This window comes from Luteibacter sp. 621, from assembly GCF_050435445.1.
Lineage (GTDB): Bacteria > Pseudomonadota > Gammaproteobacteria > Xanthomonadales > Rhodanobacteraceae > Luteibacter.
Genome location: NZ_JBNDKI010000010.1, coordinates 47218 through 66203, shown reverse-complemented (window position 1 = coordinate 66203; position 18986 = coordinate 47218). Strand labels below are relative to the sequence as shown.

Genomic DNA, 18986 nt, shown 5'->3' with positions numbered 1-18986 from the left:
ACATTCGGGGCATGAGCGACGATCCCGCCACCGTTGGCCCACAGCCCCCGCGCACCCTGGACGGGCAGCTGTGCTTCGCCCTGTATTCGGCCAACCTGGCCATGGGCAAGGTGTATCGCCAGCTGCTGGCGAAGCTGGATCTCACCTACCCGCAGTACCTGGTGATGCTGGTGCTGTGGGAGCGTGATGGCATCACCGTGTCGGAACTGGGTGAGCGGCTGTTCCTGGATTCGGCGACGCTGACGCCTCTGCTGAAGCGCCTTCAGTCGGCTGGCCTGGTGGCCCGCAACCGCAGCACCGTGGATGAGCGGCAGGTCATCGTGACACTGACCGACGAGGGCAGGGCGTTGCAGGCGAAGGCGGGCGATGTGCCCACCGGGGTGTTCTGCGCGAGCGGATGCGATGTGGAGACGCTGGTCAGCCTGAAACGTCAGCTCGAAATGTTGCGCGGGAACCTGGCCGATTCGACCGGCGCCTGACTGTAGGAGCGCGCTTGCGCGCGATCGATGTACCTCAGTTCTGTCCCGACACCGTGCGCTGGATATGGTCCAGGTAATTGTCCAGCTCCGCGATGCTGGCAAACACCTCTTTCACCGGCACGGCTTTCACGATATCGAACACCTTCTTCACCTGCGGCTGCGGGTTGAGCAGCAGCGTGCGGCCGCCGCGGTCGTGCATTTGCTTGCGTAGCTGGGCCAGGCTGCGCAGTCCGGCGCTGCTGATGTACTCGAGCTGGGAAAGGTCGAGCACGAGGGTGCCGTTGTTATCGACCATCGGCGTGATATCGCGCAGCGCGTCGTCTAGATCGGTAAACGTATTGGCATCGAGTCGCCCCTCGAGCCAGACGGTGCTGCGCTCGGGCGTGGGGCTTTCGCTGCGGACGATCAGGGTCATGGGGAAGACTCGTCGGACAGGGTGGGGTCGAAACGAATAACGACACGATTGCCGTGTGCGTCGCGTGCATACTCAAATTCGGTGGCGATGCTCCGCGCCAGGTGCAGGCCCAGGCCGCCGATCTCGCGATCGGCAAGGTCGCCGGGCAAGTCCGGCGGGTCGTGCTTCAGCGGATTGAATGGTTTTCCATCATCGCGCAGCTCCAGCCGCACGGCGCTGATGCAGGCCTCGAGCTTGATCTCGATCGTGCCGTGCCGCCCATCGGGGTAGCCGTGGCGCACCGTGTTCACCAGCAGTTCCTCGAGCACCAGGCGCACATCGGCGCGGCAGGCGTCGTGGACGTCGGCGTGATCGAGGACGGTGTCGGCGTGTTCCAGTGCCTGGAACACATCCTCCAGGCGGTTAGGAATGCACAGCCGCATGAATCCGGGCTCCCTCGGCCCCTGTGTCGTGCCAGGTCAACGCAAGCAGGGCGATATCGTCATAGGCTGGCGCGCCGGCCGTGTAGGCGTCGACGTCTTCCAGTACGCGTTCTACGTAGGTTTCCGGGCTGGCGCCCTCATCGATCCGCCCCACGCTATCGAGCAACGCGTGCGTGCCATACAAGCGCTGGTTGCCCGCGTGGGCTTCGCTGACGCCGTCGGTGTACATGAGCAACGTATCGCCCCCCAGCAACGAAAGTACGCGCACAGGGTACTCCGCTTCACGGTCAAGGCCGAGTGCGGGGCCGGTTTCCACATCCACGAGGATGGCGCTACCGCCGGCGTGCAGCACCGGTTGCTCATGCCCGGCGCTGGCGAGCGACAGCAGGCCGCTTTCGGTCTCGATCACTCCGCAAAGAAGCGTGACGAACATGCAGGTGTCGTTGCCCTTGCACAGCTCGCGATTGAGGGTGCCGAGGATGTCGCTGGGTGAGCGCGCGTGCGTGGCGATGGTGCGGGCCAGGGTGATAGTGCGTGCCATGAAGAGGGCGGCAGGGATGCCCTTGTCGGAAACATCGCCCACCATCACGCAGACGTGTTTCGCGCCCAGGGCGAAATAGATGTACAGATCGCCGCCCACGGCGCTGGCGGGGCGCAGGGCCGCATGCACTTCGAGGCTGCCATCGTCCGCGATCCAGTGCGGATCCGGGATAAGGGCGAGCTGGATCTGCCCGGCAATTTCCAGCTCGCTGGTCATGCGGGCCTGGTCGCGGGCGATCCGTTGCGCGGTATCGATGTGGCCGGCGAGCTGGTGGCGCATCTGGTCGAACGCGCGGGTGAGCCGGCCCACATCGTCATTGCGGCGCACCTCGGGCAGGGCGAAGTCCAGGTCGCCGCGTGACACGTTATCGGCGCGATCGGCCAGCACCGTCAGCGGGGCCATCAGGCGGCGCGTGATCACCAGGGTGATAAGCGAGACGCCCATTAGTGCGAGCACGCCGAGAAGCACGTCGATGAAATAGGTGTGCCGCAGGTCAGCGAGCACCTGGCGCTCCGGCATCGAGAGGCCGAATGTCCAGCGTGTGCCGCGAATGGGTACGAAATACACCCAGACTGGCTCACTGACCCGGCCGCCGTCCTCCGGGGTGATCCGTACGGGGTTCTGCCCGCGTGCGATCGCTTCCAGCAGGGGCTTGCTGCCGCGGGTGCCAATGTAGGAGCGCCAGTCGTGGGCAAGGAAATCGCCGTTGGCGTCCGCGACGAACGCCGACGCATGTTCCGGTTTGGCCAGCTCGCCCAGCAGCTGCTGCAGCCAGCCCAGGCTGATGGTGGCATCGGCCACGCCAATGACGGGCACATCCTTGCCCGGGATGGCCACGGAGTAGCCGATGAGGGTCTCGTTGCGGGCGGCGGATCGGAACGGGGGTTGCCAGCAGCCCCGGTCGCAATTCAGGCCGCGAACAAACCACGGCGAGCTCCAGTAAGGCTCGGGGTCGGCTAGCCGGTCGCTCGCCGATACATGCCCCTCGGCATCGCGACGGGCCACCGGCGCGTCTTCCGGCCGCAGGTGGTTCACATCACGGGGAACAAACGCGGCGCTGATATCCACCAGCTCCGGGTTAACGGCGAGGATGTCGCGGATCACGGCAGGCGCCTGGTCACGCCGGCTGCTGAGGACGCCGGCCACCACCTGGGCGACCTTGGCCACCGAATCGATCCGGCCCTGGATGCGCGTCGCGGCGGCATCGGAAACGGCCGCCGCCTCGCTCTGGGCCTGCCGGAGCATCTGCCCGCGCGTATGGCTCAGGAGCAGGCCACCGGTCACGATCAGCACCACGGCGGAGCCCACCAGGACGCCCAGGGCCAGTCGCGAGGCGATGCTGCGAAGGACCATGGGAAGGCTCCGGGGGAGGGTTAGGCCGAATCTATGCCGGGACGGGCGTGGCGACAAGCGGCCCGGGCGCCATAATGTGCGTTGTTCCCCAGCAAGGTAAGGGCATGCCCGGCTCCCAGCGTGATGTTGAATTCCGTTTCCTGGCCCAGCCCACCGATGTGAATTTCGGTGGCAAGGTCCACGGCGGCATGGTGATGAAGTGGATCGACCAGGCGGGTTACGCCTGCGCCGTGGGCTGGAGCGGGGCGTATTGCGTCACGGTATCGGTGAGTGGCATCCAGTTCCTGGCCCCCATTCTCATCGGCGATCTGGTCACTGTGCGGGCCCGGCTGATCCACACCGGTACCTCCAGCATGCACCTGGCCGTGGATGTGCTGGCGAAGGATCTGCGCAGCGGTGAGCCCCGGCTGGCGACCAGCTGCGTCATGGTGTTCGTGGCCATGGATAAGCCCGATGGCGGCAAGCCGACCCCGGTACCCGCCTGGGTCCCCGTGGAAGAGCGGGATCTGCGCCTGCAGGAGTACGCCCTGAAGCTCATGGAAATGTCCCGCGCCATGGAGCCCCTGGTCCAGAAAACCCGGGAGATCTGATCGGGAGCGGTCGCAGCTTCGCGCGATGGCTTCACAACCCACTGACACCACGGTATAGTTCGCGGCCCACCTGCCAGCCACCCGTACTGGCGGTGTGTCCGGGCACTTCGAAGCGGTCATCGCATGTGTTTGTAGCGTGCGGAAGTTGTTGACAGTTTCGGGGGTGCTCGCGACAATAGGCGTTCTTTGTTGGAGGAATACCCAAGCGGCCAACGGGGGCAGACTGTAAATCTGCTGGCTTACGCCTTCGGTGGTTCGAATCCACCTTCCTCCACCATACGAGTTCCGCGCAGTGCGGGAGTAGTTCAATGGTAGAACTTCAGCCTTCCAAGCTGATTGTGCGGGTTCGATTCCCGTCTCCCGCTCCATTGATCCTCCGCGCGCTGCGTCACGTGCTCATGTAGCTCAGTCGGTAGAGCACTTCCTTGGTAAGGAAGAGGTCGCTGGTTCGATTCCAGTCATGAGCACCATTCTCGTCGTTCGCGACGGTTCCTTTCTTTCTTCAATTTGACTCCAACGGGAGTTTAGGTCTCATGGCAAAGGGTAAGTTCGAGCGCACCAAGCCGCACGTCAACGTCGGCACCATCGGTCACGTCGACCACGGCAAGACCACGCTGACCGCCGCGCTGACGAAGGTCGGTGCAGAGCGTTTCGGTGGTGAGTTCAAGGACTACGGTTCGATCGACGCAGCGCCGGAAGAGAAGGCACGCGGCATCACGATCTCGACCGCCCACGTGGAATACGAATCGCCGAACCGTCACTACGGTCACGTCGATTGCCCGGGCCATGCTGACTACGTCAAGAACATGATCACCGGTGCCGCCCAGATGGACGGCGCGATCCTCGTGTGCTCGGCCGCTGACGGCCCGATGCCGCAGACCCGCGAGCACATCCTGCTCTCGCGTCAGGTCGGCGTGCCGTACATCGTGGTCTTCCTGAACAAGGCCGACATGGTCGACGACGCCGAGCTCCTTGAGCTCGTCGAGATGGAAGTTCGCGAACTGCTGTCGAAGTACGAGTTCCCGGGCGACGACACCCCGATCATCGCGGGTTCGGCTCGTCTGGCCCTCGACGGCGACCAGTCCGACATCGGCGTGCCGGCCATCATCAAGCTCGTTGACGCGCTTGATACCTGGATCCCGGAGCCGCAGCGCGAAATCGACAAGCCGTTCCTGCTGCCGGTCGAAGACGTGTTCTCGATCTCGGGTCGCGGTACCGTGCTGACCGGTCGTGTCGAGCGCGGCATCGTCAAGGTTGGCGACGCAGCTGAAGTCGTTGGTCTGAAGGCTACGCAGAACACCACCGTCACCGGTGTCGAAATGTTCCGCAAGCTGCTGGATCAGGGTCAGGCTGGCGACAACGTCGGCGTGCTGGTCCGCGGTCTGAAGCGTGAAGACGTCGAGCGTGGCCAGGTGCTGGCCAAGCCGGGTTCCGTGACCCCGCACACCCACTTCGAAGGCGAGATCTACGTGCTTTCGAAGGACGAGGGCGGCCGCCACACCCCGTTCTTCAGCAACTACCGTCCGCAGTTCTACTTCCGTACCACGGACGTGACGGGCTCCATCAAGCTGCCGGAAGGCACCGAGATGGTGATGCCGGGCGACAACGTGAAGATCACGGTTGAGCTGGGCTTCCCGATCGCCATGGACGAAGGTCTGCGTTTCGCCATCCGCGAAGGTGGCCGCACCGTCGGCGCCGGCGTGGTGTCGAAGATCTTCAAGTAAGATAAGTGATGCCGCCCCTCGCGGGGCGGCACCCTGTCGCGGGGCGGTCGGTCTGTAGATCGTCCGCCCTCGCGGTTTAACCGTTTTACCTGTACGCCAGTAGCTCAATTGGCAGAGCAGCGGTCTCCAAAACCGCAGGTTGGGGGTTCGAGTCCCTCCTGGCGTGCCACTTCCGAGCGCGCATGAACACGAAGGCACAAGAAGCAAAGGGCACTAGCCCGGCCGACATCGGTAAGCTGCTGCTTGCCTTCATCGTGCTCGCTGCCGGTATCACCGGCTTTTACTATTTCTCCGATAACCCGAATGTGCCGGGCCTGGCCCGTGGCGTCGGCGTTATCGTTGCCGTCGCCGCCGCACTGGCGATCGGCGCTTTTACGGCTCCGGGCCGTAAGCTGCGTGGGTTCCTTTCGGAATCGCAGTTCGAGTTGCGCAAGGTCGTCTGGCCGTCGCGCGACGAAACGCTGAAGACCACCGGTATCATCATCGTGGTCGTCATCATTCTTTCGCTGCTAATGGGGCTTATCGACTGGCTGTTGAAGTCGGTGGTGCTCGATTGGCTGCTCAAGCTCGGACATTGAGGTAAGGCATGAGCAAACGCTGGTACGTGGTTCACGCCTATTCGGGGTTCGAACAGCAGGTTCGCAAGGCCCTGACTGAGCGCGTTGTGCGCGAGGGTATGGAAGAGAAGTTCGGTGAAATCCTGGTTCCGACCGAGGAAGTCATCGAAATGCGCGGCGGCCAGAAGCGTCGCAGCGAGCGCAAGTTCTTCCCGGGTTATGTTCTGGTCCAGATCGAAACCGATACCAACGGCAAGACGCCGCGTATCGACGACGAGTGCTGGCACCTGGTCAAGGAAACGCCGAAGGTCATGGGCTTCATTGGCGGCACCGCCGATCGCCCGCACCCGATCCGCGATTCCGAGGCTGACGCCATTCTGAGCCGTGTCCGTGAGGGCGTTGAGAAGCCCCGTCCGAAGGTTCTCTTCGAGCCGGGTGAAATGGTCCGCGTCACTGACGGCCCGTTCAACGACTTTAACGGCGTGGTCGAAGAAGTTAACTACGAAAAGAGCCGCCTGCGCGTCGCGGTGCTCATTTTCGGTCGTTCCACCCCGGTCGAGCTCGAGTTCGGCCAGGTCGAGAAGGCCTGAGGCCCGTCCTCCAGCCTTCCGGCATGGCGTTTGCATAAGCCATGTGAAGTGCCTATAATGCCCGGTTCACGCTGGAGCCTTGTGCTCCGGCGTGCCCGTGTTTAAGGGGTTCGCAGGTGCGACCCCCATCACCCCCAGGGATGGCCTACAGCGAGGAGCCGCAAGGCGCCAGTACTCGCGAGGAAATAAGAAATGGCAAAGAAAGTCATTGGTTACATCAAGTTGCAGGTGAAGGCCGGTCAGGCCAACCCGTCGCCGCCGGTGGGTCCCGCCCTCGGTCAGCGCGGCCTGAACATCATGGAGTTCTGCAAGGCGTTCAACGCTGCCACGCAGAAGCTCGAGCCGGGTCTCCCGATCCCGGTCGTGATCACGGCCTACTCGGACCGTACCTTCACCTTCATCACGAAGACCCCGCCGGCCTCGATCCTCCTCAAGAAGATCACGGGCGTGGCCAAGGGCTCGCAGAAGCCGAACACCGACAAGGTGGGCAAGGTCACCCGCGCCCAGCTCGAGGAAATCGCGAAGCAGAAGGAGCCGGATCTCACGGCTGCTGATCTCGATGCCGCCGTGCGTACGATCGCAGGCAGCGCGCGTTCCATGGGTCTGGTGGTAGAGGGTTAAGACATGGCAAAGATCACCAAGCGTATGAAGGCCGCATCGGCCGCCGTCCAGCCGGGCAAGACCTACGGCCTCGACGAAGCTCTCAAGATCGTCAAGGACAACGCCAAGGCCAAGTTCGCCGAGTCCGTGGACGTCTCCGTCCGCCTCGGCATCGACGCCAAGAAGTCCGACCAGGGCGTTCGCGGTTCCTCGCTGCTGCCGCACGGCACCGGCAAGACCGTTCGCGTCGCCGTGTTCGTGCCGGCCGGTGAGAAGGCTGATGCCGCCCTCGCCGCGGGCGCCGATGCCGTCGGTATGGACGACCTGGCCGAGAAGATGGCCGCTGGCGACCTGAACTACGGTCGCGTCATTGCTACGCCGGACGCCATGCGCGTCGTCGGTAAGCTCGGTCAGGTGCTCGGTCCCCGTGGCCTGATGCCGAACCCGAAGGATGGCTCGGTCACCGCCGACGTCGCCACGGCCGTCAAGAACGCCAAGGCCGGCCAGGTGAAGTTCCGTAACGACAAGGGTGGCATCATCCACGCCACCATCGGCAAGGCCAGCTTCGACGCTGCCCAGCTGGCGGACAACCTGAACGCGCTGATCGGCGACCTGCTCAAGGCCAAGCCGGCGGCAGCGAAGGGTCAGTACATCCAGAAGGTCTCGCTGTCGAGCACCATGGGCGTGGGCGTGCCGGTCGATACCTCGACCGTGAACACCTCGGCCAAGTAATCAGTGTTACGACCCCCGCCGGCTTGCCGGTGGGGGCACGTTTTTGAGGGCAGCCCGGTTGCAACACCGGGCAGCCGTCAAAGACCGCAGGCGCGATCAGCGCGCGATGGCGACGAGCAGGGAGCTCGTGTTGGCAAGGAACCGCCGTCATCGCTAGCGGGTTCGCTTAATCGGGTCCCTAGGCCCAGCCGGCGTAGATGGTGCAGCCCCTTCTGGATTCGTTTCGAACCTGGAATGGCCACCACCCCCGGGACGTATCCCGTCCCCGACGTCAGGATGATGTCGCCCAGGACCGCAAGCGGCAGGAGTCGTAAGCGGAATTAAATTGGAGGAGTGCAATGGCTCTCAATCTTTCTCAGAAGCAAGAAGTAGTCGCAGAGCTCGCTGAGGTTGCCGCGAAGGCACACTCCTTGGTCGCTGCCGAATACGCAGGCACCACGGTCTCGCAGATGACCGCGATGCGTAAGAAGGCTCGCGAGTCGGGCGTGTTCTTGAAAGTTGTCAAGAACACCCTGGCCGCACGCGCCGTGGCCGGTACCGAGTTCGAGGTCGTCGCTGACGCCCTGACCGGTCCGCTGCTGTACGCGTTCTCGACCGAGGAACCGGGCGCCGCTGGCCGCCTGATCAAGGAATTCGCGAAGACCAACGACAAGCTCAAGCCGAAGGTCGTTTCCATCGAAGGCAAGCTGTTCGATGCCAAGCACGTAGACGTGCTGGCCTCGCTGCCGACCCGCGAAGAAGCCCTGGCCATGCTGGCCCGCGTGCTTTCCGAGCCGGTCACGATGTTCGCGCGCGCCATCAAGGCCGTGGCGGACAAGCAGGGTGGTGGCGAAGTTGCCGCCGAAGCCCCGGCTGAAGCCTGATCTCGCTGACTCTTTTCATCGAAACCCATTTCAGAAGGTAAGAAACAATGTCCACCCTGACCACTGATCAGATCATTGAATCCATCAAGGCCAAGTCCCTGACGGAAATCATGGAACTCGTCCGCGCCATCGAAGAGACCTTCGGCGTGTCCGCTGCTGCCCCGGTGGCTGCCGCTGCTGCTGCCGGCCCGGCCGCTGCTGTCGAAGAGCAGACCGAGTTCGACGTGATCCTGAAGTCCGCCGGCGACAAGAAGGTCGACGTGATCAAGGCCGTCCGCGCCATCACCGGCCTGGGCCTGAAGGAAGCCAAGGACCTCACCGAAGCCGGTGGCGTCGTGAAGGAAGCTGCTTCGAAGGAAGACGCTGCGAAGTTCAAGAAGGACCTCGAAGCTGCCGGCGCCACGGTCGAACTCAAGTAATTGGCGCCTTGCGCGCACCGAGTTTGATCTAGCGTCAAGCCAGGCCTGGGGGCGTAAGCCCCCGGGCTTTGGCCGTTCCAGAGCCTGTGTGTTGTTGTTCCAGCTCCATCCCGTCGGAAATGGGACATCGCGATTCGAGAGCCGCCTCCACCGGGCTCCGCGGTTCGAATCCCGATCTCCGATTTTCGATTCACCTTTAGCCGCCGCGTAAAGCGGTGGCACTACCAAGACCGAGGCGGTAACACCCATGACCTACTCGTTTACCGAGAAGAAGCGCATCCGCAAGGATTTCGGCAAGCGGCCCCCCGTGCTGGGCGTGCCCAACCTGCTGACGATCCAGACCGACTCGTACAAGGAATTCCTCCAGGAGCACACCAACCCGAAGGCGCGTGAGGAAAAAGGCCTCCACGCGGCCCTGAAGTCGGTGTTCCCGATCTCCAGCTACTCCGGCAATGCCGCGCTGGAATACGTCGACTATCGCCTCGGCGAGCCGGCGTTCGATGAGCGTGAGTGCCGTAACCGCGGCATGACCTTCGGCGCGCCGCTGCGTGCCACCGTGCGCCTGGTCATCTATGACAAGGACAGCCCGGCATCGAAGAAGGCCGTGAAGTACGTGAAGGAACAGGAAGTCTACATGGGCGAAATTCCGCTCATGACCGACACCGGCACCTTCATCATCAACGGTACCGAGCGCGTCATCGTCTCGCAGCTGCACCGTTCGCCGGGCGTGTTCTTCGACCACGACCGCGGCAAGACCCACAGCTCGGGCAAGCTGCTGTTCTCCGCGCGCGTCATTCCTTACCGTGGTTCGTGGCTCGATTTCGAGTTCGACCCGAAGGATGCGCTGTTCACCCGTATCGACCGCCGCCGCAAGCTGCCGGTCACGGTGCTCCTGCGCGCGCTGGGCTACAACAACGAAGAGATGCTCAGCATCTTCTTCGAGCACAACGTGTTCCACCTGGGCAAGAAGGGCGCGGTCACGCTCGATCTCGTCGCCGAGCGCCTGCGCGGTGAAACCCTCTCGTTCGACCTGGTGGTGGATGGCAAGGTGCTGGTGGAAGCCGGCAAGCGCATCACTGCGCGCCACGTCCGCCAGCTCGCCAACGAGAAGATCGCCACGCTTGAAGTGCCGGACGACTACCCGGTCGGCCGCATCGTCGCGATCGACATGATCGACAAGGACACCGGCGAAGTCATCGCCGCGGCCAACGACGAGCTGACCCTCGAGCACCTTGAGCACTTCCGCAAGGCTGGCATCGAAACCGTGCCGACCCTGTACGTCAACGACCTCGATCGTGGCGCGTACATCTCGAACACGTTGCGCATCGATAACACCCGTACGCAGCTCGAAGCCCTGGTCGAAATCTACCGGATGATGCGTCCGGGCGAGCCGCCGACCAAGGATGCCGCGCAGAACCTGTTCTACAACCTGTTCTTCACCTTCGATCGCTACGACCTGTCGGCCGTGGGCCGCATGAAGTTCAACCGCCGTGTCGGCCGCAAGGACGTCATTGGCCCGGGCGTGCTTTACGACCACAAGTACTTCAGCGAGCGCAAGGAAGAGGAAGCCCAGCGCATCCTCAACGAGCAGGGTGAAACCTCGGACGTCCTGGACGTCCTGCGCGTGCTCATCGATATCCGCAACGGCATCGGAACGGTCGACGACATCGACCACCTCGGTAACCGTCGCGTGCGTTCGGTCGGCGAAATGGCGGAGAACACCTTCCGCATCGGTCTCGTCCGCGTTGAACGCGCGGTTCGCGAGCGCCTGTCGCTGGCCGAATCCGAGGGCCTGACCCCGCAGGAACTGATCAACGCCAAGCCGGTTGCGGCGGCGGTGAAGGAGTTCTTCGGCTCGTCGCAGCTCTCGCAGTTCATGGACCAGAACAACCCGCTGTCCGAAGTGACCCACAAGCGCCGTGTTTCGGCGCTCGGACCGGGTGGCCTTACCCGTGAGCGCGCCGGCTTCGAAGTGCGCGACGTGCACCCGACCCATTACGGCCGCGTCTGCACCATCGAAACGCCTGAAGGCCCGAACATCGGCCTGATCAACTCGCTGGCCGTGTACGCCCGCACCAACGCCTACGGCTTCCTCGAGACGCCGTACCGCAAGGTTGAGAACGGCAAGGTCACCGACAAGGTCGATTACCTCTCCGCGATCGAGGAGGGCGACCACGTCATCGCGCAGGCGAACTCGCCGCTGTCGAAGGAAGGCAAGTTCCTCGAAGACTTCGTCTCCTGCCGCTTCCGCGGTGAGTCGGAGCTGCGTCCGTCGGCCGAGATCAACTACATGGACGTTTCGCCCATGCAGACGGTATCGGTGGCAGCAGCGCTCGTGCCGTTCCTCGAGCACGATGACGCGAACCGCGCACTCATGGGCGCGAACATGCAGCGCCAGGCCGTTCCGACCCTGCGCAGCCAGAAGCCGCTCGTCGGCACGGGCATCGAGCGCGCCGTGGCGCGTGACTCGGGCGTTACCGTGGCCGCCAAGCGTGGTGGTGTCATCGACCAGGTCGATGCCGCCCGTATCGTCGTGCGCGTCAACGAAGCCGAAGTGGGCGACGATGATGCCGGCGTCGATATCTACACGCTGACCAAGTACACCCGCTCCAACCAGAACACCAACCTCAACCAGCGCCCGCTGGTGAACGTGGGTGACGTGGTGGCTGTGGGCGATACGCTGGCCGACGGTTCGTCGACCGACCTGGGCGAGCTCGCGCTCGGCCAGAACATGCTCGTCGCCTTCATGCCGTGGAACGGCTACAACTTCGAAGACTCGATCCTCATCTCCGAGCGCGTCGTGCAGGAAGATCGCTACACCTCGATCCACATCGAGGAGCTGACCTGCATCGCCCGTGACACGAAGCTGGGCGCCGAGGAAATCACCGCGGACATCCCGAACGTCGGCGAGCAGGCCCTGGCCCGCCTCGACGAAAGCGGCATCGTCTACATCGGTGCGGAAGTGAAGGCTGGCGACATCCTGGTGGGTAAGGTCACGCCGAAGGGCGAAAGCCAGCTCACCCCGGAAGAAAAGCTCCTGCGCGCCATCTTCGGCGAGAAGGCCTCGGACGTTAAGGACAGCTCGCTGCGCGTGCCCCCGGGCATGGACGGCAACGTCATCGACGTGCAGGTCTTCACCCGCGACGGCATCGAGAAGGACAAGCGCGCCAAGCAGATCGAAGAGACCGAACTGAAGCGTATCCGCAAGGATCTTGACGACCAGTTCCGCATCCTCGAAGGCGCGATCTACGCCCGTATGCGTTCGCAGCTCGTTGGCAAGACCGCGATGAGCGGCCCGGCCGGCCTGAAGCGTGGCGCCGTCATCGACGACGCGTACCTCGATGGCCTGAAGAAGGACGACTGGTTCAAGATCAACGTCAAGGAAGAGGAAGTCTCCGAGTTCCTCGAGCGCGCGGCCGAGCAGGTCAAGCGCCACAAGGAGAACTTCGACAAGCGCTTCAAGGAGAAGCAGGGCAAGATCACCCAGGGCGACGACCTCGCACCGGGCGTGCTCAAGATGGTCAAGGTTTACCTTGCCGTTAAGCGCCGCATCCAGCCGGGTGACAAGATGGCAGGCCGCCACGGCAACAAGGGTGTCGTGTCGATGATCGTGCCGGTTGAGGACATGCCGTTCTCCGCCGATGGTCGTCCGGTCGACATCTGCCTGAACCCGCTGGGCGTGCCTTCGCGTATGAACATCGGTCAGATTCTCGAGGTTCACCTGGGCTGGGCCGCCAAGGGCCTGGGCCACAAGATCTCGGCCATGATCGAGGCCAACGAGAAGCCGGCCAAGCTGCGTTCGTTCCTGGATGAGGTTTACAACCACGGCAATGCCGGTGCGGAAGGTGCGGTGCGCCACGTCGACCTCGAGTCGATGTCGGATGCCGAAATCATCCAGCTCGCCGACAACCTGCGCGATGGTGTTCCGATGGCGACGCCGGTGTTCGACGGTGCCGAGGAAACCGAAATCAAGCACATGCTGAAGCTTGCCGATCTGCCGGAATCCGGCCAGACGGTGCTGTTCGACGGCCGTACCGGCGAGGCGTTTGATCGCCCGGTTACCGTTGGCTACATGCACATGCTGAAGCTGAACCACCTCGTCGACGACAAGATGCACGCGCGTTCGACCGGTCCGTACTCGCTCGTTACCCAGCAGCCGCTGGGCGGCAAGGCGCAGTTCGGCGGCCAGCGCTTCGGCGAAATGGAAGTCTGGGCGCTGGAAGCTTACGGCGCGGCGTACACCCTGCAGGAAATGCTCACCGTCAAGTCGGACGACGTGCAGGGCCGCAACCAGATGTACAAGAACATCGTCGACGGCAACCACGAAATGGCTGCGGGCATGCCGGAATCCTTCAACGTGCTCGTGAAGGAAATCCGCTCGCTCGGTATCGACATCGAGCTCGAAGAGCTCCACAAGTGATCGTCGCGGCTATCGGAGATTACGCATGAAAGACCTGCTCAATCTGTTCAACCAGCAGCGACAGACGCTGGACTTCGACGCGATCAAGATCGCTCTGGCTTCGCCGGAGCTGATCCGCTCGTGGTCGTATGGCGAAGTAAAGAAGCCGGAAACGATCAACTACCGCACGTTCAAGCCTGAGCGTGATGGTCTGTTCTGCGCGGCTATCTTTGGCCCGATCAAGGACTACGAGTGTCTGTGCGGCAAGTACAAGCGCATGAAGCACCGTGGTGTCGTGTGCGAAAAGTGCGGCACCGAGGTCACCCTGGCCAAGGTCCGTCGTGAGCGCATGGGCCACATCGAGCTGGCCAGCCCCACCGCGCACATCTGGTTCCTGAAGTCGCTGCCGTCGCGCATCGGCCTCATGCTGGACATGACCCTGCGTGACATCGAACGCATCCTGTACTTCGAAGCGTTCGTCGTTATCGATCCGGGCCTGACCGCGCTCGAGCGCGGCCAGCTGCTCAGCGAAGACCAGTACCTGGAAGCGACCGAAGAGCACGGCGACGAGTTCGATGCCCGCATGGGTGCCGAGGCCGTCTACGAGCTGCTGAAGAGCCTCGACCTGCCGGGCGAAGTCATCCGCCTCAAGGAAGAGATCTCCTCGACCAATTCGGAAACCAAGCTGAAGCGCCTCACCAAGCGCGTCAAGCTGATCGAAGCGTTCCTGGAATCCGGCAACAAGCCGGAGTGGATGGTGCTGACCGTGCTTCCGGTGCTCCCGCCGGATCTGCGTCCGCTCGTCCCGCTGGATGGTGGCCGTTTTGCTACCTCCGATCTGAACGACCTGTACCGCCGCGTCATCAACCGTAACAACCGCCTGAAGCGCCTGCTCGAACTCGCTGCGCCGGACATCATCGTCCGCAACGAGAAGCGCATGCTGCAGGAATCGGTCGATGCGCTGCTCGATAACGGCCGCCGTGGCCGTGCCATCACTGGCACGAACAAGCGCGCGCTGAAGTCGCTGGCCGACATGATCAAGGGCAAGCAGGGCCGCTTCCGCCAGAACCTGCTCGGTAAGCGCGTCGACTACTCGGGCCGTTCGGTCATCGTGGTCGGCCCGACCCTGCGCCTGCACCAGTGCGGCCTGCCGAAGAAGATGGCGCTTGAGCTGTTCAAGCCCTTCATCTTCGCCAAGCTCCAGGCCCGCGGCGAAGCGACCACGATCAAGGCTGCCAAGAAGCTGGTCGAGCGCGAAGAGTCGCAGGTGTGGGACATCCTCGAAGAGGTGATCCGCGAACATCCGGTCATGCTGAACCGTGCGCCCACGCTGCACCGTCTCGGCATCCAGGCGTTCGAGCCGGTCCTCATCGAAGGCAAGGCGATCCAGCTGCATCCGCTCGTCTGTACGGCATTCAACGCCGACTTCGACGGTGACCAGATGGCCGTGCACGTGCCGCTCTCGATCGAGGCGCAGCTCGAAGCCCGCGCCCTGATGATGTCGTCGAACAACGTGCTGTCGCCGGCGAACGGCGAGCCGATCATCGTGCCGTCGCAGGACGTCGTGCTCGGCCTGTACTACATGACCCGCGAACTGGTTAACGCCAAGGGCGCTGGCATGGTGTTCGCGAACCTCGGTGAGGTGCGCCGCGCGTACGACAACCGTGCCGTCGAGCTCCACGCCAAGGTCAAGGTGCGCGTGCGCATCTTTGAACTGGCTGAAGATGGCACCCGTTCGGCAAGCACCCAGATCGTGGATACCACGGTCGGTCGTGCGCTGCTGGCCGAGATCATCCCGGAAGGCCTGCCGTTCGCCCTGGTGAACGTCGAGCTCACCAAGAAGAACATCTCGCGCCTGATCAACCAGAGCTACCGCCTGCTCGGCCTGAAGGAATCGGTCGTGTTCGCGGATAAGCTGATGTACACCGGCTTCCGTTTCGCGACGCGCGCCGGTATCTCGATCGGCATCGACGATATGAAGATCCCGGGCGAGAAGAAGGCGATCCTCGAGGAAGCCGAGAAGGAAGTCGTCGAGATCCAGGAGCAGTACCAGTCGGGTCTCGTGACCGCTGGTGAGCGCTACAACAAGGTCGTCGACATCTGGTCGCGTACGAACGAACTCGTCGCGAAGGCCATGATCGACGGTATCGGCACCGAGAAGGTGACCGATGCCGAAGGCAAGCAGGTCAACCAGAAGTCCATGAACTCCCTGTACATCATGGCCGACTCGGGTGCGCGTGGTAGCGCGGCCCAGATTCGCCAGCTGGCAGGTATGCGTGGCCTCATGGCTCGCCCGGATGGCTCGATCATCGAGACGCCGATTAAGGCGAACTTCCGCGAAGGCCTGAACGTGCTGCAGTACTTCAACTCCACCCACGGTGCCCGTAAGGGTCTCGCGGATACGGCGCTGAAGACCGCGAACTCGGGTTACCTCACCCGTCGTCTCGTGGACGTGGCGCAGGACGTGGTCATCACCGAGCACGATTGCGGCACGGAAGATGGCGTGATGATGTCGCCGATCGTTGAAGGCGGTGACGTGGTCGAGCCGTTGCGCGAGCGCGTGCTGGGCCGCGTGGTCGTCGAGGACGTCTACGCCCCGGGCGAAGGCGACGAGCCGATCGTCACCCGCGATACGCTGCTCGACGAAGGCCTGGTCGACAAGCTCGACAAGGCTGGCGTGCAGCTGATCAAGGTGCGTTCGCCGATCACCTGCCGTGCCAGCCACGGCGTGTGCGCCCTGTGCTACGGCCGCGACCTGGCCCGTGGTCACCTGGTCAACATGGGTGAGGCCGTGGGCGTTGTCGCCGCACAGTCCATCGGTGAGCCGGGTACCCAGCTGACGATGCGTACGTTCCATATCGGTGGTGCGGCTTCCCGTGCCGCCGCCGTGGATAACGTCACCGTCCGCACCACCGGTTCGCTGAAGTTCAACAACCTGAAGTCGGTCGAGCACTCGGCCGGTCACCTCGTGGCCGTGTCGCGTTCGGGCGAAGTCAGCGTGATCGACGTCAACGGCCGCGAGCGCGAGCGTTACAAGGTGCCTTACGGTGCGACCATCGCAGTGAAGGACGGTGACCCGGTGAAGGCCGGCCAGACCGTCGCGAACTGGGATCCGCATACCCACCCGATCGTCACGGAAGTGGCCGGTGTGGTCCGCTTCATCGACTTCATCGATGGCGTGACCGTGCAGTCGCAGACCGACGAACTGACAGGCCTCGAGTCGGCGGTGGTGACCGATCCGAAGCGTCGCGGTACGCAGGCCAAGGATCTGCGCCCGATCGTCCGCCTGGAAGACAGCAAGGGCCGTGAGCTCAAGCTGCCGGGTACGGATATCGCGGCTCAGTACTTCCTGCCGGCCGGCGCCATCGTGTCGATCCAGAACGGTGCCGAAGTGGGCGTGGGCGACGTGGTTGCCCGTATCCCGCAGGAAACCTCGAAGACCCGCGACATCACCGGTGGTCTGCCCCGCGTGGCCGATCTGTTCGAAGCTCGCAAGCCCAAGGAGCCGGCGATCCTGGCCGAGCGCTCGGGTATCGTGAGCTTCGGCAAGGACACCAAGGGCAAACAGCGTCTCATCATCAAGGATGCGGACGGCAACGAGCACGAAGAGCTGATCCCGAAGTGGCGTCAGGTCATCGTGTTCGAAGGCGAGCACGTGGAGAAGGGCGAAACCGTCGTGGACGGCGAGCCGAATCCGCACGACATCCTGCGCCTGCTGGGTGTCGAGCCGCTGGCCAGCTATCTGGTCAAGGAAATCCAGGACGTCTACCGCCTCCAGGGTGTGAAGATCAACGACAAGCACATCGAAGCGATCATTCGCCAGATGCTCCGCAAGGTCGAGATCACGGAAGCGGGCGACAGCACCTACCTGCGCGGTGAGCAGGTCGAGCGCGTCCGGATCAACGAGGAGAACGAGCGCGCTGAGAAGCGTGGCGAGCGCCCGACCGAGTTTGAATCGGTCCTGCTCGGCATCACCAAGGCCTCGCTCGCCACCGAGTCGTTCATCTCGGCGGCCTCGTTCCAGGAGACCACCCGCGTCCTCACCGAGGCGGCCGTTCGCGGCACCCGTGATACGTTGCGTGGCCTCAAGGAAAATGTTATTGTTGGGCGGCTAATCCCTGCGGGTACGGGTCTGGCTTACCACGCTTCGCGTCGTAGCCAGAGCGGCCTGACGGATGCGGACCTGCAGACCCTCCAGGGCTCGGGTGCCTCCGTCTCGTTCGAAGAGGCTCCCGCCGGGTCCAACGATAGCGCCGAGTGAGGCCCCGTACGGGCTTCGCCCGTACATACGAAATGAGGCGCATGGATGCGCCTCGTGTTCGGATTCAAGGACGATGGGTGCCGGCCGCATATAGCGGCGGCGCACGTCAAAAATCGCTTACATGGCGGGCCGATTCTTCGGTCTGCCTTTATGTTTCTCAGGAATAGCTTCGCATGACGACAGTCAACCAGTTGGTGCGCAAATCCCGCAGCCCCAAGGCGTACAAGAGCGCCTCGCCGGCTCTGCAGAGCAGCCCGCAGCGCCGCGGTGTTTGCACGCGCGTTTATACGACCACCCCGAAGAAGCCGAACTCGGCGCTGCGTAAGGTTGCCAAGGTGCGCCTCACCAACGGTTTCGAAGTCATCAGCTACATCGGTGGCGAAGGTCATAACCTCCAGGAGCACTCGGTGGTCCTGATCCGTGGCGGTCGCGTCAAGGATCTCCCCGGTGTGCGTTATCACACGGTTCGCGGCAGCCTCGACTGCGCGGGCGTGACCAAGCGTCGCAAGTCGCGCTCGAAGTACGGCGCCAAGCGCCCGAAAGGCTAAGTGAAGGACACAGAATATGTCGCGTAAAGGTTCCCATCCCGCCCGTGTGGTCCTCCCGGACCCGAAGCACGGAAGCCAGCTGATCGCCCGTTTCATCAACATGGTGATGAAATCCGGCAAGAAGTCGGTCGCTGAATCCATCGTCTATGGTGCCCTCCAGCACATTGGCGAGAAGCACGCCGAGCCGGTCCAGCTGGTCGAAAAGGCCCTGGGCAATATCGCCCCGGCGGTCGAAGTGAAGTCCCGCCGCGTCGGCGGTGCTACGTACCAGGTGCCGGTCGAAGTTCGTCCGGGCCGTCGTATGGCGCTTGCCATGCGCTGGGTCATCGATGCCGCCCGCAAGCGTGGCGAAACCTCGATGCCGCGCAAGCTGGCTGCCGAGCTGCTGGAGGCTTCCGAGTCCCGCGGCGGCGCCGTCAAGAAGCGCGAAGAAACGCACCGCATGGCAGAGGCCAACAAGGCCTTCTCGCATTACCGCTGGTAATCCCCCCAG

General features: G+C 63.4%; 16 protein-coding genes and 4 tRNA genes. 17 read left to right on the top strand and 3 right to left on the bottom strand.

Translation table 11 applies throughout. The annotated features are described in order from the left end of the window. The first annotated feature begins 11 nt into the window (after positions 1 to 11). Positions 12 to 479 (top strand): MarR family winged helix-turn-helix transcriptional regulator, encoded by a 468-nt coding sequence (locus ABIE56_RS12530; RefSeq protein WP_429244121.1) that lies wholly within the window; start codon positions 12 to 14, stop codon positions 477 to 479. Between the two features lie 34 nt (positions 480 to 513). Here ABIE56_RS12530 and ABIE56_RS12525 read toward each other — a convergent pair whose 3' ends face one another. Genes ABIE56_RS12525 through ABIE56_RS12515 form a run of 3 tightly spaced genes read right to left on the bottom strand, consistent with a single transcriptional unit; the run spans position 514 to position 3210 of the window. Beyond that, positions 514 to 894 carry an STAS domain-containing protein gene (locus ABIE56_RS12525; RefSeq protein ID WP_429244120.1) on the bottom strand — a complete coding sequence of 127 codons (381 nt, stop codon included), beginning with the start codon at positions 892 to 894 and terminating at the stop codon, positions 514 to 516. After that, a complete protein-coding gene (locus ABIE56_RS12520) occupies positions 891 to 1316 on the bottom strand; it encodes an ATP-binding protein (RefSeq protein ID WP_429244119.1) in 426 nt (141 codons plus the stop codon). Before ABIE56_RS12520 ends, ABIE56_RS12525 begins: the two co-directional genes overlap by 4 nt. Next, complete coding sequence (locus ABIE56_RS12515) at positions 1297 to 3210, bottom strand: SpoIIE family protein phosphatase (RefSeq protein WP_429244118.1); 1914 nt, start codon at positions 3208 to 3210, stop codon at positions 1297 to 1299. Before ABIE56_RS12515 ends, ABIE56_RS12520 begins: the two co-directional genes overlap by 20 nt. Before the next feature lie 104 nt (positions 3211 to 3314). Here ABIE56_RS12515 and ABIE56_RS12510 point away from each other — a divergent pair, with 104 nt between their 5' ends. The 16 genes from ABIE56_RS12510 (at position 3315) to rpsG (ending at position 18977) form a co-directional block, all read left to right on the top strand. Next, on the top strand, positions 3315 to 3800 hold the full coding sequence (locus ABIE56_RS12510) for an acyl-CoA thioesterase (protein WP_247433796.1): 486 nt from the start codon (positions 3315 to 3317) through the stop codon (positions 3798 to 3800). Between the two features lie 191 nt (positions 3801 to 3991). Continuing rightward, positions 3992 to 4077 (top strand) — tRNA-Tyr (locus ABIE56_RS12505). Between the two features lie 17 nt (positions 4078 to 4094). Beyond that, positions 4095 to 4168 (top strand) — tRNA-Gly (locus ABIE56_RS12500). Positions 4169 to 4194: 26 nt separating this feature from the next. Further along, positions 4195 to 4270 (top strand) — tRNA-Thr (locus ABIE56_RS12495). 63 nt (positions 4271 to 4333) lie between these two features. Further along, the gene (tuf, locus tag ABIE56_RS12490; RefSeq protein ID WP_429244117.1) at positions 4334 to 5524 is read left to right on the top strand and encodes an elongation factor Tu; all 1191 of its coding nucleotides are present in this window, start codon (positions 4334 to 4336) and stop codon (positions 5522 to 5524) included. Between the two features lie 93 nt (positions 5525 to 5617). Further along, positions 5618 to 5693, top strand: a tRNA-Trp gene (locus ABIE56_RS12485). 13 nt (positions 5694 to 5706) lie between these two features. Continuing rightward, a complete protein-coding gene (gene secE, locus ABIE56_RS12480; RefSeq protein ID WP_247433802.1) occupies positions 5707 to 6102 on the top strand; it encodes a preprotein translocase subunit SecE in 396 nt (131 codons plus the stop codon). 8 nt (positions 6103 to 6110) lie between these two features. Next, the gene (gene nusG / locus ABIE56_RS12475; protein ID WP_429244116.1) at positions 6111 to 6671 is read left to right on the top strand and encodes a transcription termination/antitermination protein NusG; all 561 of its coding nucleotides are present in this window, start codon (positions 6111 to 6113) and stop codon (positions 6669 to 6671) included. Positions 6672 to 6863: 192 nt separating this feature from the next. After that, entirely contained in the window at positions 6864 to 7292 is a 429-nt protein-coding gene (gene rplK, locus ABIE56_RS12470; protein ID WP_045829444.1) for a 50S ribosomal protein L11, read from the top strand. A gap of 3 nt (positions 7293 to 7295) precedes the next feature. Next, entirely contained in the window at positions 7296 to 8003 is a 708-nt protein-coding gene (rplA, locus tag ABIE56_RS12465) for a 50S ribosomal protein L1 (protein WP_429244115.1), read from the top strand. A gap of 338 nt (positions 8004 to 8341) precedes the next feature. Then, the gene (gene rplJ / locus ABIE56_RS12460) at positions 8342 to 8866 is read left to right on the top strand and encodes a 50S ribosomal protein L10 (RefSeq protein WP_429244114.1); all 525 of its coding nucleotides are present in this window, start codon (positions 8342 to 8344) and stop codon (positions 8864 to 8866) included. Between the two features lie 47 nt (positions 8867 to 8913). Then, on the top strand, positions 8914 to 9285 hold the full coding sequence (gene rplL, locus ABIE56_RS12455) for a 50S ribosomal protein L7/L12 (RefSeq protein WP_429244113.1): 372 nt from the start codon (positions 8914 to 8916) through the stop codon (positions 9283 to 9285). Positions 9286 to 9532: 247 nt separating this feature from the next. Continuing rightward, positions 9533 to 13705: a DNA-directed RNA polymerase subunit beta gene (rpoB, locus tag ABIE56_RS12450; protein WP_429244112.1), complete on the top strand. Its 4173-nt coding sequence runs from the start codon at positions 9533 to 9535 to the stop codon at positions 13703 to 13705. A 25-nt stretch (positions 13706 to 13730) separates the two neighbouring features. Further along, complete coding sequence (gene rpoC, locus ABIE56_RS12445) at positions 13731 to 17945, top strand: DNA-directed RNA polymerase subunit beta' (RefSeq protein WP_429244111.1); 4215 nt, start codon at positions 13731 to 13733, stop codon at positions 17943 to 17945. Positions 17946 to 18118: 173 nt separating this feature from the next. After that, positions 18119 to 18493, top strand: coding sequence for a 30S ribosomal protein S12 (rpsL, locus tag ABIE56_RS12440; protein WP_045829438.1), 375 nt, complete (start codon positions 18119 to 18121; stop codon positions 18491 to 18493). Between the two features lie 16 nt (positions 18494 to 18509). Continuing rightward, complete coding sequence (gene rpsG, locus ABIE56_RS12435) at positions 18510 to 18977, top strand: 30S ribosomal protein S7 (RefSeq protein ID WP_036115503.1); 468 nt, start codon at positions 18510 to 18512, stop codon at positions 18975 to 18977. Positions 18978 to 18986: the final 9 nt, after the last annotated feature.

Coding starts and splice junctions, on each gene's coding strand:
- secE (WP_247433802.1), top strand. CDS start 5,707: ATGAACACGAAGGCACAAGAAGCAAAGGGCACTAGCCCGGCCGACATC.
- ABIE56_RS12515 (WP_429244118.1), bottom strand. CDS start 3,210: ATGGTCCTTCGCAGCATCGCCTCGCGACTGGCCCTGGGCGTCCTGGTG.
- rplJ (WP_429244114.1), top strand. CDS start 8,342: ATGGCTCTCAATCTTTCTCAGAAGCAAGAAGTAGTCGCAGAGCTCGCT.
- ABIE56_RS12525 (WP_429244120.1), bottom strand. CDS start 894: ATGACCCTGATCGTCCGCAGCGAAAGCCCCACGCCCGAGCGCAGCACC.
- nusG (WP_429244116.1), top strand. CDS start 6,111: ATGAGCAAACGCTGGTACGTGGTTCACGCCTATTCGGGGTTCGAACAG.
- ABIE56_RS12510 (WP_247433796.1), top strand. CDS start 3,315: ATGCCCGGCTCCCAGCGTGATGTTGAATTCCGTTTCCTGGCCCAGCCC.
- rplL (WP_429244113.1), top strand. CDS start 8,914: ATGTCCACCCTGACCACTGATCAGATCATTGAATCCATCAAGGCCAAG.
- rplK (WP_045829444.1), top strand. CDS start 6,864: ATGGCAAAGAAAGTCATTGGTTACATCAAGTTGCAGGTGAAGGCCGGT.
- tuf (WP_429244117.1), top strand. CDS start 4,334: ATGGCAAAGGGTAAGTTCGAGCGCACCAAGCCGCACGTCAACGTCGGC.
- rpoB (WP_429244112.1), top strand. CDS start 9,533: ATGACCTACTCGTTTACCGAGAAGAAGCGCATCCGCAAGGATTTCGGC.
- rpsG (WP_036115503.1), top strand. CDS start 18,510: ATGTCGCGTAAAGGTTCCCATCCCGCCCGTGTGGTCCTCCCGGACCCG.
- rpoC (WP_429244111.1), top strand. CDS start 13,731: ATGAAAGACCTGCTCAATCTGTTCAACCAGCAGCGACAGACGCTGGAC.
- rplA (WP_429244115.1), top strand. CDS start 7,296: ATGGCAAAGATCACCAAGCGTATGAAGGCCGCATCGGCCGCCGTCCAG.
- rpsL (WP_045829438.1), top strand. CDS start 18,119: ATGACGACAGTCAACCAGTTGGTGCGCAAATCCCGCAGCCCCAAGGCG.
- ABIE56_RS12530 (WP_429244121.1), top strand. CDS start 12: ATGAGCGACGATCCCGCCACCGTTGGCCCACAGCCCCCGCGCACCCTG.
- ABIE56_RS12520 (WP_429244119.1), bottom strand. CDS start 1,316: ATGCGGCTGTGCATTCCTAACCGCCTGGAGGATGTGTTCCAGGCACTG.